The organism is Pseudomonas sp. SDO52101_S400 (genome assembly GCF_054071635.1).
This window is the reverse complement of record NZ_JBSVWF010000096.1, coordinates 1-13,037: the sequence shown is the minus strand read 5'-3', so window position 1 is coordinate 13,037 and position 13,037 is coordinate 1. Positions and strand designations below refer to the sequence as shown.

At 57.7% G+C, this 13,037-nt stretch carries 12 protein-coding genes; 7 read left to right on the top strand and 5 right to left on the bottom strand.

The window, feature by feature from the left end; translation table 11 throughout:
* Positions 1-145 precede the first annotated feature (145 nt).
* Positions 146-1,504, top strand: a complete 1,359-nt coding sequence (gene gorA, locus ACW9HX_RS27920) for a glutathione-disulfide reductase (RefSeq protein WP_457383058.1) — start codon at positions 146-148, stop codon at positions 1,502-1,504.
* On the opposite strand, the gene ACW9HX_RS27915 is transcribed toward gorA, so the two are convergent.
* Complete coding sequence (locus ACW9HX_RS27915) at positions 1,501-2,505, bottom strand: DNA-binding protein (RefSeq protein ID WP_457383057.1); 1,005 nt, start codon at positions 2,503-2,505, stop codon at positions 1,501-1,503. The two genes, gorA and ACW9HX_RS27915, sit on opposite strands and share 4 nt — an antisense overlap.
* 177 nt (positions 2,506-2,682) lie before the next feature.
* Here ACW9HX_RS27915 and ACW9HX_RS27910 point away from each other — a divergent pair, with 177 nt between their 5' ends.
* From ACW9HX_RS27910 to ahpF, 3 genes are all read left to right on the top strand, one after another.
* Positions 2,683-3,621: a site-specific integrase gene (locus ACW9HX_RS27910; protein ID WP_457383056.1), complete on the top strand. Its 939-nt coding sequence runs from the start codon at positions 2,683-2,685 to the stop codon at positions 3,619-3,621.
* 136 nt (positions 3,622-3,757) lie between these two features.
* A complete protein-coding gene (ahpC, locus tag ACW9HX_RS27905) occupies positions 3,758-4,321 on the top strand; it encodes an alkyl hydroperoxide reductase subunit C (RefSeq protein ID WP_003224621.1) in 564 nt (187 codons plus the stop codon).
* Between the two features lie 128 nt (positions 4,322-4,449).
* Complete coding sequence (ahpF, locus tag ACW9HX_RS27900) at positions 4,450-6,012, top strand: alkyl hydroperoxide reductase subunit F (protein ID WP_457383055.1); 1,563 nt, start codon at positions 4,450-4,452, stop codon at positions 6,010-6,012.
* 91 nt (positions 6,013-6,103) lie between these two features.
* On the opposite strand, the gene gloA is transcribed toward ahpF, so the two are convergent.
* Positions 6,104-6,625: a lactoylglutathione lyase gene (gene gloA, locus ACW9HX_RS27895; RefSeq protein ID WP_457383054.1), complete on the bottom strand. Its 522-nt coding sequence runs from the start codon at positions 6,623-6,625 to the stop codon at positions 6,104-6,106.
* Positions 6,626-6,767: 142 nt separating this feature from the next.
* Here gloA and ACW9HX_RS27890 point away from each other — a divergent pair, with 142 nt between their 5' ends.
* Positions 6,768-7,286 (top strand): DUF4946 domain-containing protein, encoded by a 519-nt coding sequence (locus tag ACW9HX_RS27890; protein ID WP_457383053.1) that lies wholly within the window; start codon positions 6,768-6,770, stop codon positions 7,284-7,286.
* 207 nt (positions 7,287-7,493) lie between these two features.
* Here ACW9HX_RS27890 and ACW9HX_RS27885 read toward each other — a convergent pair whose 3' ends face one another.
* The 3 genes from ACW9HX_RS27885 to ACW9HX_RS27875 all read right to left on the bottom strand — a co-directional run bounded on the left by ACW9HX_RS27885 (position 7,494) and on the right by ACW9HX_RS27875 (position 10,605).
* Positions 7,494-7,859: a histone-like nucleoid-structuring protein, MvaT/MvaU family gene (locus ACW9HX_RS27885; RefSeq protein WP_169430538.1), complete on the bottom strand. Its 366-nt coding sequence runs from the start codon at positions 7,857-7,859 to the stop codon at positions 7,494-7,496.
* A gap of 235 nt (positions 7,860-8,094) precedes the next feature.
* Positions 8,095-9,630 (bottom strand): EAL domain-containing protein, encoded by a 1,536-nt coding sequence (locus ACW9HX_RS27880; RefSeq protein WP_457383052.1) that lies wholly within the window; start codon positions 9,628-9,630, stop codon positions 8,095-8,097.
* A 102-nt stretch (positions 9,631-9,732) separates the two neighbouring features.
* Complete coding sequence (locus tag ACW9HX_RS27875; RefSeq protein ID WP_457383051.1) at positions 9,733-10,605, bottom strand: LysR family transcriptional regulator; 873 nt, start codon at positions 10,603-10,605, stop codon at positions 9,733-9,735.
* Between the two features lie 77 nt (positions 10,606-10,682).
* On the opposite strand from ACW9HX_RS27875, the gene ACW9HX_RS27870 reads away from it, so the two are divergent.
* Complete coding sequence (locus ACW9HX_RS27870; RefSeq protein WP_457383050.1) at positions 10,683-11,630, top strand: DMT family transporter; 948 nt, start codon at positions 10,683-10,685, stop codon at positions 11,628-11,630.
* A gap of 246 nt (positions 11,631-11,876) precedes the next feature.
* Positions 11,877-12,953 (top strand): 4-hydroxyphenylpyruvate dioxygenase, encoded by a 1,077-nt coding sequence (gene hppD / locus ACW9HX_RS27865; protein WP_011334325.1) that lies wholly within the window; start codon positions 11,877-11,879, stop codon positions 12,951-12,953.
* The last annotated feature ends 84 nt before the right edge of the window (positions 12,954-13,037 follow it).

Genomic DNA, 13,037 nt, shown 5'->3' with positions numbered 1-13,037 from the left:
AGTCGGGGCGTTTGTTGGGCTGGCCTTCAGTGCGTTTTCACACAGTCTGTTCGGGTGGCTTTTTCATTTTCCGCCCCTATATCGGCAGGAGTGCTTGCCCAACGGACGACGGCGGGTATGCTGATCGCCTGCCGAGGAGATAGATATGGCCTACGATTTTGACCTTTATGTGATTGGTGCCGGTTCCGGCGGTGTGCGGGCTGCGCGTTTTGCGGCCGGTTTCGGTGCGAAAGTGGCGGTGGCCGAGAGCCGTTATCTGGGCGGTACCTGCGTCAATGTCGGCTGTGTGCCGAAAAAGCTGCTGGTGTACGGCGCGCATTTCGCCGAAGACTTTGAGCAGTCGTCCGGTTTCGGCTGGAGCCTGGGTGAGGCGAATTTCGATTGGGCGACCCTGATCGCCAACAAGGATCGCGAGATCAATCGCCTGAACGGCATTTATCGCAATCTGCTGGTCAACAGTGGTGTGACCCTGCACGAAGCGCACGCGAAGATCGTTGGTCCGCATGAGGTCGAGGTCAATGGTGAGCGTTTCACCGCGAAAAACATCCTGATCGCCACGGGCGGCTGGCCGCAGATTCCGGAGATTCCGGGGCATGAACACGCCATCAGTTCCAATCAGGCGTTTTTCCTGAAAGAGCTGCCGAAGCGCGTCCTGGTCGTCGGTGGTGGTTACATCGCTGTCGAGTTCGCCGGAATCTTCCATGGTCTCGGTACAGATACCACGCTGTTGTATCGCGGTGATCTGTTCCTTCGTGGTTTCGACGGTTCTGTGCGCAAGCATCTGCAGGAAGAGCTGACCAAGCGCGGCATGAATCTGCAGTTCAATGCCGATATCGAGCGGATCGACAAACAGGCGGATGGCAGCCTGAAGGCGACCCTCAAGGATGGTCGCGTGCTGGAGGCGGATTGCGTGTTCTACGCCACTGGCCGGCGTCCGATGCTGGATAATCTCGGGCTGGAAAATACCGAGGTGCAACTGGACGACAAGGGCTTCATCAAGGTCGACGAGCAATATCAGACCACCGAGCCGTCAATTCTCGCGTTGGGCGATGTCATCGGCCGCGTTCAGCTGACACCAGTGGCGCTGGCCGAAGGCATGGCGGTGGCGCGACGTCTGTTCAAGCCTGAGCAATACCGCCCGGTGGATTACAAGATGATCCCGACGGCAGTGTTCAGCCTGCCGAATATCGGCACCGTCGGTTTGACCGAAGAAGAGGCGCGGGAAGCAGGGCATGACGTGGTGATCTATGAAAGCCGTTTCCGCCCGATGAAGCTGACGCTGACCGAATGCCAGGAGCGCACACTGATGAAGCTGGTGGTCGATGGCAAATCCGACAAAGTACTTGGCTGCCACATGGTCGGGCCGGATGCCGGCGAGATCGTGCAAGGGCTGGCGATTGCGCTGAAGGCTGGTGCAACCAAGCGAGACTTCGACGACACCATCGGGGTGCACCCGACGGCGGCCGAAGAGTTTGTCACCATGCGTACGCCGGTCGGCGCTTAATCGTCCTTTGACGCTTTTGCGTCTGGCGCTGCCGCAACGGTAGTGGCCAGGCGCAAGCTGTCTTGAGCCTGGATCAGCTGTTTTTCCAGTGACTGGTTGAGTTGGGCCTGCTCGTCGACGCTCTGTTTGAGTGTCTGGCTTTCGAGTAGCGCCACGCGCAAGCGTTCCTGGAGGAGGGTGCGTTCGCTGTCGACACGCGTCGCTTGCTCCAGCAGTTGATCCTGACGTTGATTGCTGTGCTTGAGCTGATCCTGCAGCAGGCTCAGTTCACGCAACGTGCCGCGGTTTTCAGTCAGCAGGCGTTCGTTGTCGCGGTGCAATTGCGTGATTTCATCCTGGCGTACCAGCGCGCTTTGCTGCGACTGACGCAACTCCATCTGCAATTGCTGAACCTGACTTTCGTGACGGCTCTGTTCCTGTTCGCGCTGCTCCTTGACGGCATTGCGATAGTGCTCAAGAGCGTCTCGAGCGTGCAGGTGCTTTTCTTCCAGTGAGCGGATCTGCTCGTCCTTGTCCTGCAAGCGCAATTCAAAATCTGCCAGCGCCTGGTTCAGGCCGGCATTGCGTGTCTGCTCTGTTTGCAGCATCGAGCGGGTGTCGCTCAAGGCTTCGGACTCCTTGGCCAGCGCAGCGACCTGGATGTCGTGCTTTTGCTCCAGTTGCGCATGGTTCTGACGGAGCTGATTCAGCTCTGCTTCCAATGCCTGGCGTTGTTGCTCGTACTGTTCGCGAGCCTGTTCGATCGGCTCCTGCGCCTGTTCTTTCAGGCGTTGCGCCAGGCGCGTTACGAGCGCCAGCAGCTCGTCATCAATGGGTTCTGCCGACGGGTCGGCCGGTTTGCTACCGTCATCCAGCTCCTTCAGATAGCGATGAATAGTGGTTTTGGAACCCGTATTGCCCAGTTCGATGCGTACTGCGTCAATGCTTGGGTGTTCGCCACGGGCGAGGATCGCTGAGCGCGCGATCTGGACTACTGCTTTGTTAACGCCGCCACGGGCCATATGTGCTCCTACGATTACGTACTGTGGTACATGCCACCAAAGTACGCAGTGTACCATGCTGAAAATAAAGTTAAATGTTTCAAGATAAACGGACGGGATATACTGGTATTACCCCGTGTGAGGCGCCAGAATCCGCTTTTCAATCTTCAAATCAGTACATCTGCGAGAAATCAGCCCATGAGCGATATCGATCGCTATCTGCAAGCCGCCACCCGTGACAACACCCGCCGCAGTTATCGTGCGGCCGTCGAGCATTTCGAAACGGTCTGGGGTGGGTTCCTGCCCGCGACAGCAGACAGCATCGCGCGGTATCTGGTGGCTCACGCCGGCGTGCTGTCGGTCAATACGCTGAAATTGCGCTTGTCGGCGCTGGCGCAGTGGCACAACAGTCAGGGCTTCGCCGATCCGACCAAGTCGCCCGTCGTGCGCAAAGTGTTCAAGGGGATCCGCGCTTTACATCCGGCGCAGGAAAAACAGGCTGAACCCTTGCAATTGCGGGATCTGGAGCAGACCGTGGCCTGGCTTGAGCAGGAAATGAAAGACGCCCGGGAAAAACAGGATCGACCGTTGCTACTCAGAGCCTGTCGGGATCGAGCGTTGATTCTTCTGGGGTTCTGGCGTGGCTTTCGCAGTGACGAGCTGTGCCGGGTGCAGATCGAGCACGTGCAGGCCCACGCCGGCAGCGGCATCACCCTCTACCTGCCGCGCAGCAAGGGCGATCGGGAGAACCTCGGTCAGACCTATCAGGCCCCGGCGCTGCTGAAGTTGTGCCCGGTGCAGGCGTATATCGAATGGATCACCGAAGCGGCTCTGGTACGGGGGCCGGTGTTTCGCGCCGTCGACCGCTGGGGCAATCTGAGCGAGGAGGGCTTGCATGCCAACAGCGTGATTCCGTTGCTGCGCCAGGCCCTGGAGCGCGCGGGGATCTCAGCTGAGCGCTATACCAGTCACTCCCTGCGCCGCGGCTTCGCAACCTGGGCTCATCAAAGTGGCTGGGATCTCAAGTCGCTGATGAGTTATGTAGGCTGGAAGGATATGAAGTCCGCCATGCGCTATGTTGAAGCGAGCCCTTTTCACGGGATGGCCCGGATTACGGATAAGCCGTTGTCGTCGTAGATATCGTTTTCTTCTATTAATACAGTCAGCTAATAGCGAAAACAAATCAGCAGCATCAGGTTTGCCAATGAGCCATCCGTCAAGTGAGTGGGTAGGATTCACCCATCGAATTCACAACCCTGACGGAGAGTCATCAATGCCTATCATCAACAGCCAAGTAAAACCGTTCAAAGCTACCGCGTTCAAAAACGGCGACTTCGTACAAGTCTCGGACGCTGACCTGAAAGGCAAATGGTCCGTAGTGTTCTTCTACCCAGCCGACTTCACCTTCGTTTGCCCGACCGAGCTGGAAGACCTGGCCGACAACTACGCTGCCTTCCAGAAACTGGGCGTAGAAATCTACAGCGTTTCGACCGACACCCACTTTGCCCACGCAGCCTGGCACAACACTTCGCCAGCCATCGGCAAAATCGAATACACCATGATCGGCGACCCGACCCACGTCATCTCCCGCAACTTCGACGTGCTGATCGAAGAAGCTGGCCTGGCTGACCGTGGCACCTTCGTGATCAACCCTGAAGGCCAGATCAAAATCGTTGAACTGAACGATGGCGGCGTTGGCCGTGACGCTTCCGAGCTGCTGCGCAAAATCAAGGCTGCTCAGTATGTTGCTGCTCACCCAGGCGAAGTTTGCCCAGCCAAATGGAAAGAAGGCGAGGCCACTCTGGCTCCGTCCCTGGACCTGGTCGGCAAGATCTAAGTCTGTGACACGCAATGCAGGGCGGAACTCCGCACCTACCTAAGTAAGCTGCACCGCCCAATAGAAAAGCCCGGGCGAGATTCGCTCGGGCTTTTTTTCGCCTCAAATAAAGTCAGGAGATCGCCCGTATGTTGGACGCCAATCTTAAAGCCCAGTTGAAATCGTACCTGGAACGGGTCACCCAGCCGATCGAGATCGTTGCTTCACTCGACGACGGTGCGAAATCCCGTGAAATGCTCGACCTGCTGAAAGACGTTGCCAGTCTTTCGCATCAGATTACTTTGATCGACAGCGGCGACGATGCACGCAAACCGTCGTTCTCGATCAACCGCCCCGGTGCCGACATCAGCCTGCGTTTCGCCGGCATCCCGATGGGCCATGAATTCACTTCGCTGGTGCTGGCCCTGCTGCAAGTCGGTGGCCACCCTTCGAAGGCCAGTGTCGAAGTGATCGAACAAATCCGCTCGCTCAAGGGTGAGTTCAGCTTCGAGACTTACTTCTCGCTGTCCTGCCAGAACTGCCCGGACGTCGTTCAGGCGCTGAACCTGATGGCCGTGCTGAACCCGAACATCCGCCACGTCGCCATTGACGGCGCGCTGTTCCAGGACGAAGTCAACGATCGCAAGATCATGGCTGTGCCGAGTATTTACCTGAACGGCGAAAATTTTGGCCAGGGCCGCATGGGCCTGGAAGAGATCCTCGCCAAACTCGACACCGGTGCCATCGAGCGTCAGGCCGAGAAAATCAGTGCCAAGCAGGCATTCGATGTGTTGGTGGTCGGCGGTGGCCCGGCCGGTGCTTCGGCGGCGATCTACGCCGCACGGAAAGGCATTCGCACCGGTGTTGCGGCCGAGCGTTTCGGCGGTCAGGTGCTGGACACCATGGCCATCGAGAACTTCATTTCCGTGCAGGAAACCGAAGGCCCGAAACTGGCGACCGCGCTGGAAGAACACGTCAAGCAGTACGACGTCGACATCATGAACCTGCAACGTGCCGACAAGCTTATCCCGGGCAAGAACGGCGAGCTGCATGAAGTCCGCTTCGCCAGCGGCGCAACCCTCAAGGCCAAGAGCGTGATTCTGGCGACCGGCGCACGGTGGCGTGAAATGAACGTGCCGGGCGAGCAGGAATACCGCAACAAGGGCGTGGCGTACTGCCCGCACTGCGACGGCCCGCTGTTCAAAGGCAAGCGTGTGGCGGTGATTGGCGGCGGTAACTCCGGCGTCGAGGCGGCCATCGACCTGGCCGGTATCGTGTCCCACGTAACTTTGCTTGAGTTCGACGTACAACTGCGTGCCGACGCTGTACTGCAACGCAAGCTGCACAGCCTGCCGAACGTCACTGTGATCACCAGTGCGTTGACCACTGAAGTCACCGGCGACGGGCAGAAGGTCAACGGCCTGCGTTACAAGGATCGCAACAGTGACGAGCTGCGCACTGTCGAGCTGGAAGGTATCTTCGTGCAGATCGGTCTGTTGCCTAACACCGATTGGCTCAAAGGCACCATCGAGCTGTCGCCGCGCGGTGAGATCATCGTCGACAACCGTGGTGAAACCTCGATCCCCGGCATCTTCGCTGCCGGTGACGTGACTACCGTGCCGTACAAGCAGATCGTGATTGCGGTGGGCGAGGGCGCCAAGGCTTCTCTCAGCGCTTTCGATCACCTGATCCGCACTTCAGCGCCGGCATAAATACCGGCCCTGAAAAAGAAAAACCCCATCAGCGATGATGGGGTTTTTTCTTTGTGCAGTGCTCTCTCCATAAGGGAGAGGCGCTTGAGCTTTACAGCGGCGCTGGCTGAATGATCTCGACCCAGTAGCCATCCGGGTCCTTGATGAACGCCAGGCTTTTCATGCGGCCATCGGTCAGGCGCTTCTGGAAGTCGCAACCCAGCTCTTCAAAGCGTGCGCAAGCGGCAACGATGTCCGGGACCGAAATGCAGATGTGGCCGAAACCACGCGGGTCGGTGTTGCCGTTGTGGTAGGCGAAATCGGCGTCGTTTTCCGTGCCGTGGTTGTGGGTCAGTTCCAGGATGCCGGGAATCGACTTCATCCACTCGGTGCGCGCAGCGGCATCGGCCGGGATCTGCGATTTGTCGACCAGGGCGAGGAAGTACAGGCTGAATTCCGCTTCCGGGAAATCACGCTTTTCCACCAGCGAGAAACCCAGTACGCGGGTATAGAAGTCCAGCGACTTGGTGATGTCTTTGACGCGCAGCATGGTGTGGTTGAACACGAAGTTGCGGGTTGCGCTGTCCGGTGAGGCGGTAACGCCAGGGAAAGTGTTCAGTTCTTGCAGGCTCATGAGCCCTCCGTAACAAATTGGGGCGAGTGAATGGGCGCAATGATACGCATGCCTTGCGGCATCGCCAAACTGAAAGCGCGGGCTTGCCCTGCAGGCGGGCGAGCCTCAGACTTTACAGCTCAATCCGCGAGTGCCTCTGGTAATGATCCGACCGTTTAAATCGCTGTTCGTTTTCTTCGGCTTGTCCCTCGTCGCCGCTTCGGCCTGCGCTGATGCGCCTAGCATTACCTGGCCCGCCGGCTGGCAAGTCGAAGCGCTGTCCGAAACAGCGCCGGAAGTTTCCCGTCAGCGGGCGGTGAAGACCGATGCCGATGGCAATCAGGTCATGGTGATGGAGTTGACGATGACGCGTGTGGAGACGGGGCATCAGGTCAATTTGCAAGGTGTATTGCTGGAGATGCGCAAGTCGGTACAGAAGGACTTTTTCCGGGCTGGTTATCAGAGCGTCTGCAACAAGGTTCATTCGAGCACGCTCGGTTCGCTGGCAGCGCTGGAGACCACTTGTACTGTCACGGAAAACGGCCGTCATGTGCTGTCACAAACATTGGTCGCCGCAGTAGAGGCAGACAAAGCCTATGTACTTTCCTATGCCGGGCAAGCCGAGGTTTACAAGGCCAGTGCGGATGAAATAGTCGCGGCGAGAAACAGCTTGAAATTCTAGTCACCTGTTCGGTGGTCGGCGGGGCGTTAGATACCTGAAGTGATTAAATACAAAGTTGGTCGCCCGGCAATGACGCAACATCCAGAAGCATAGTTCCCGCGCAAGTAGGTGTTTGGCCTCAACTTTCGCAACAAGAAATTGTTGCATTTGTTAGATATCGTCCAAAAAAAAGCCCTGCATTTGCAGGGCTTTTATGTTTGCGAGGGATTAACCGCGCAACCAGGAGTCAACGGTGGCTGCACCGTATTGTTCCTTCCAGGCTTTAAGCCCGCGATGGTTGCCGCCCTTGGTCTCGATCAGCTCGCCGGTGTGCGGGTTCTGATAGACCTTGACCACGCGAGCGCGGCGGGTTTTAGGTGCCGAGGCCTGTTGCAGGCCGGATTTTGCCGGATTCGGATCGAGAATGGCGATGATGTCTTTCAGGCCTTTGCCGTAGGTTTTCATCAGCCCCTGGAGCTTTTCTTCGAATTCGATTTCTTTCTTGAGCCCGGCATCGTTCTTCAGCGACTCCAGCTGCTTGAGCTGTTCTTGAAGGGCCTTTTCGGCTGCGCGAAATTCAGCGAGTCTGGACAATATCTTTACTCCAATAGTGTGTTTGGCTGATACCAACCGCAAACAAAGCTATAAGCCAAGAGCCTTGAAGCGACTCGGTGATAGTGGCTCACCTGCCAATCTAGCAACAGGTAAGAAAAATTGTAGTAGTTAATGCGTCAAGAGTAAATCCTGACTTTTTCTTTATGTAAAAACAGCGATGTCTTGTATCAATTTGGTGCGAACGGTCTGAGCCCGCCGGTTTTATCGCGTTTAGTTAATGGTGAGTTAATGCATCGATGAAGTCTGCCGCCGGCATCGGTTTGCCAAACAGATAGCCCTGCAGAAAGTTGACGTGGTGCGCGCTCAGGTAATCCGCCTGGGTCTGTGTTTCCACGCCTTCGGCTACCGTGCCCAGGTCCAGTTTGGCGGACAGTTCGATGATGCTGTCCAGAATGTGGCGGGACAGGGCGTCTTTATCAATCATGGCGACAAATGTCTGGTCGATCTTCAGGAAATCGACATTGAATGTTCTCAAATAGCCCAGGCTCGAATGACCGGTACCGAAGTCGTCGATGGCGATCTTCACGCCCATGGCGCGCAATTGTGCAAACAGTTGATGGGTGATGTCGGTGGGCTCGATCAGCTCCCGCTCGGTCAACTCCAGCACCAGGCTGATGCTGCCGGGGGCAAATGCCGCCAGAAACTCGCGGCAATCTTCCAGCAATTCAAGATCGCGGCAGTGGCTGGCCGTAATGTTGATGCCGATGTGAAAGGGCGAAACAAAGGAAGAGGACAGCGGCCCGAGCGCAACTGCGGTTTGTTGCATCAATGAACGGGTCATCGGCACGATCAGCCCGGAGTGTTCGGCAAAGGGTATGAACAGGTCCGGACGCACCAGACCTTCTTTGGGATGCTTCCAGCGCATCAATACTTCAGTGCCTGACCATTGCTTGGTGTCGCCGTACACGACCGGTTGAAAGTACGGAATGAATTCCCCCGCTTCCAGTGCGCGAAGCATTTCGTGGCTCGGCGAAGTGGAGCGTCTTTGCAAGGTGTAGCCGATCGCGCCGGACACCGCGCCAAAAAACATCAGCAGGCTGAACAGCGGCGGGTATTCATTGCTCATGTAACGCCAGGTCTCGCCCTCAGGGAAACCTGCGGTTACCGAGAACGCGTAGTGCGATGAGTTCAAGGTACTTTGCGCAACCGGCAACTCGGGCAGGGCGCCTTGATGCACTTTGCCGTCGGCGGAAAGCCAAGCGTTGCCGACTTGCAGCAACAACAATGTTTGCCGGCCGATCAGTCCCAGGATGTTGCTCAAGTGATAACCGTCCAGCGTGGTCAGAGCTCCACCTCGTCCGTCGTTCAGCCGATACACCAGCAGCGCCGTATCAGGCGTGACCGGGTTGCCGTTCATGAGCCACAACTTGCCTTGGGTATAGTCGCCTGGATTGACCGCTTCCTTGAAGTCGCCGAACAGCGAGCTGCAATAGAGGTTGTTGTCCCACACCAGATTGGTCGAGCGAACGAACGGGCGGCGGGTCACTTGCTCGCGCAATGCCAGTTTGACGTCCTCGCACGTCTGGCCTGCCAGCGGCAGCAAATCCCGAGCGGCCTGGGCGGTGTTGTCGAGCATCAGGTCGAACTGGCGCACGGCTTCGTTGGCTGTTTCCCGGGAGCTCAGTTGAAGTGTACGTTCGGCCTGCATATGAAGAATGACGCCGCCGATGATGATGGGAAGCGCACCACAAAGCAGTGTCACGATGATTCGGGTACTGCGTTTGCGGCGGGGCCTGGCGGTCAGCGGCATGGGCGCATCCTGTCGCGGTGGGTCAGGCTCTCGAAACGAGGTGCCTGTGCGGAAAGCGTTTTGTCTGTGCCCATGATAGATGGCCGTTGTCGCTTGCGCCGCTCATCGATAATCCAGCCGTGTTGCCAACTGGATAAAGGCCAGAGCGGCGGGTGAAGCCTGGCGTCGGTCAAGCACGGCCAGGCCGACTTGTCGTTGCACGACAGGAGACAGTGGTCGTTTCACGTAGCGCGGGTTCGCCTCAGTCGGCAGCGAACCTTCGGCTACGACCGTAATGGCATCGCCCCGGCCTACGGTGTCGAGGGTGCTCAGCAGTTGCGAGCAACGGTAGCGGATATTCGGGCTCAACTTCGCTGCATTGAACATCCGCGACACCAACTCCGAGGAACCCGCTTCGGTCAGCACGAACGGGTCGGCGCACAAGTCTTTCAGGTGCAACGCGTCATGAGTCGCCAGTGGATGATCGAGAGGGAGCAGGGCGACCATCTGATCTTCCACCAGGGCAAACGTGTCGAATCGATCTTCAGGCAGGACCACGAAACCGATATCGATCCGCCGCTCCTCAAGCCACTGGACCACTTGCCGATCCGGCCCTTCGTCGATGTGCACCTCGATGCCCGGATGCGCCTCGCGGTAATGCTGAAGAATGCTCGGCAGCAACCTGATCGAAGACGTCGGCCCGAACGAGCCGATACGCAACGTACCGCGTTTCATTCCCCGTGCATCGGCGGCCTCCTGACGCAATGTGTTGGCCAGCCCGAGCATGGCCCGCGCGCGCAACAGCAACTGCTCGCCAATATCGCTGAGTTCCACTTGCGATTGGTGCCGGCGCAGCAATTCGACACCCAGTTCCTGCTCCAGTGACTTCAAGGCGTGGGACACCGCCGACTGTGAAATCCCCAGTCGATGAGCCGCGAGAGTGAAGCCGCGCAGTTCGGCCACCAGTGAGAAAATTTCGAGTTGGGTCAGGGTCATGAGTAAAGACTCATTTTACGATGATGTTGAATCAGTCAAATGATACGTCATTCGTCAGTTTCTTCGTTTGGAGTGTCATGAACAGTCATGAATCAATTCGTCCGGTCGCCTCGGACATGCCGGTTTATCTGAATCTGGCCATGGTCAGCATGATTTGGGGCGGGACCTGGGTCGCCGGGCGGCTGCTGGCCGGGAGTCTGAGCCCGATCCTGGCCGCCAGCCTGAGGTTCTTGCTGGCCAGCGTCGCGTTGCTCGGTTTTTTGTGGCTGGCACGGATTCCTCTGGCACGGCCGACGGCCCGGCAATGGCTGCAACTGCTGTCGTTGGGGTTCTTCGGGATTTTCTTCTACAACCTGTGCTTCTTTTACGGCCTGCAATACATCAATGCGTCACGGGCTTCGTTGATCGTCGCTTTGAATCCGGCGGTGATTGGCCTGACGTCATGGCTGCTGTTCAAGGAGCGACTGAGCCGTTTGAAGGTCATCGGCATTCTGCTCTGCATCGGGGGGGCGGGTGCGGTGATCGTCAGTCGTAATCCGCAATTGCTCGCCGCGACGCCAGACGCCTGGATCGGCGATCTGCTGATTTTCGGCTGCGTATTGAGCTGGGGTGCTTATTCGCTGTTCTCCCGTAGCCTCAACCAGAGCATCGGCCCGCTGCAGACGGTGACCTTTTCGATTCTGCTGGGCACGCTGATGCTCTGGGCGCTGGCTGCCGTTCGTGGCGACGTGAGCGGGGCGGCGGTGGCCAATCTGGGCATGACGCAATGGCTCAGTCTGATCTATCTCGGGGTGTTGGGCTCGGCGCTGGCCTACATCGGTTACTACGATGGCATCCGCAAAATCGGCGCGACCCGCTCCGGAGTGTTCATTGCGCTCAACCCACTGACGGCCGTGCTGGCTGGCGCCTCCCTGCTGGGCGAGCAACTGACGATGCCCATGTGCGTGGGCGGCGCGCTGATTCTGGCGGGCATCTGGCTGTGCAACAAACCCCTTGCACAGGGCCGAAAAAAGCGGATTTTATAGAGAGGGCAGACAACCCTATTTACGCTGTGTAGAATCGGGTTACGCATACAATAATAATCGTCTTCTGGCAGCAGAAGCCTCGCCCGCAAGAGCCTTGGGTCGACAATGAAGATATTCGGGTTTCAACTGATCTACGGTGACTTCCTCGCCCGCAGTGTGCGTGGCATTTCCTGTGCGCCACCCACCGGTCTCAGCATTACTGACAAATAACTCTGGTTAATTGATAAGAATGATGAGGCGCCAACCATGGCAGATTTATACGAAAACCCAATGGGCCTGATGGGCTTCGAGTTCATCGAGTTCGCATCGCCGACACCTGGCACCCTGGAGCCGATCTTCGAGATCATGGGCTTCACCAAGGTCGCGACCCACCGTTCCAAGAACGTGCACCTGTACCGCCAGGGCGCGATAAACCTGATCCTCAACAACGAACCCCACAGCGTGGCCTCGTACTTCGCGGCCGAGCACGGTCCATCCGTTTGCGGCATGGCGTTCCGGGTCAAGGATTCGCAGAAGGCTTACAAACGCGCATTGGAACTCGGTGCCCAGCCGATCCACATCGAAACCGGTCCGATGGAGCTGAACCTGCCGGCGATCAAAGGCATTGGCGGTGCGCCGCTGTACCTGATCGACCGTTTCGGCGAAGGCAGCTCGATCTATGACATCGACTTCGTGTTCCTCGAAGGCGTTGACCGTAACCCGGTCGGTGCCGGCCTGAAGATCATCGATCACCTGACCCACAACGTGTATCGCGGCCGCATGGCCTACTGGGCGAACTTCTACGAGAAGCTGTTCAACTTCCGCGAGATCCGCTACTTCGACATCAAGGGCGAATACACCGGCCTGACCTCGAAAGCGATGACCGCGCCAGACGGCATGATCCGCATCCCGCTCAACGAAGAATCGTCGAAGGGCGCCGGGCAGATCGAAGAGTTCCTGATGCAGTTCAACGGCGAAGGCATCCAGCACGTGGCGTTCCTCACCGACGATCTGGTCAAGACCTGGGATCAGTTGAAGAAAATCGGCATGCGCTTCATGACCGCGCCGCCGGACACCTACTACGAAATGCTCGAAGGCCGTCTGCCGAACCACGGCGAGCCGGTCGATCAACTGCAATCGCGCGGCATCCTGCTCGATGGCGCGTCGGACAAAGAAGACAAGCGTCTGCTGCTGCAGATCTTCTCGGAAACCCTGATGGGCCCGGTGTTCTTCGAATTCATCCAGCGTAAAGGCGATGATGGATTCGGTGAAGGCAACTTCAAGGCGCTGTTCGAATCGATCGAGCGTGACCAGGTGCGTCGTGGCGTACTCGCTACCGAGTAATTAGCTGCACCGATAAAAATGTGGGAGCGGGCTTGCTCGCGAAAGCAATCGTTCATTCAACATTTCAGTTGATTGATCCGACGC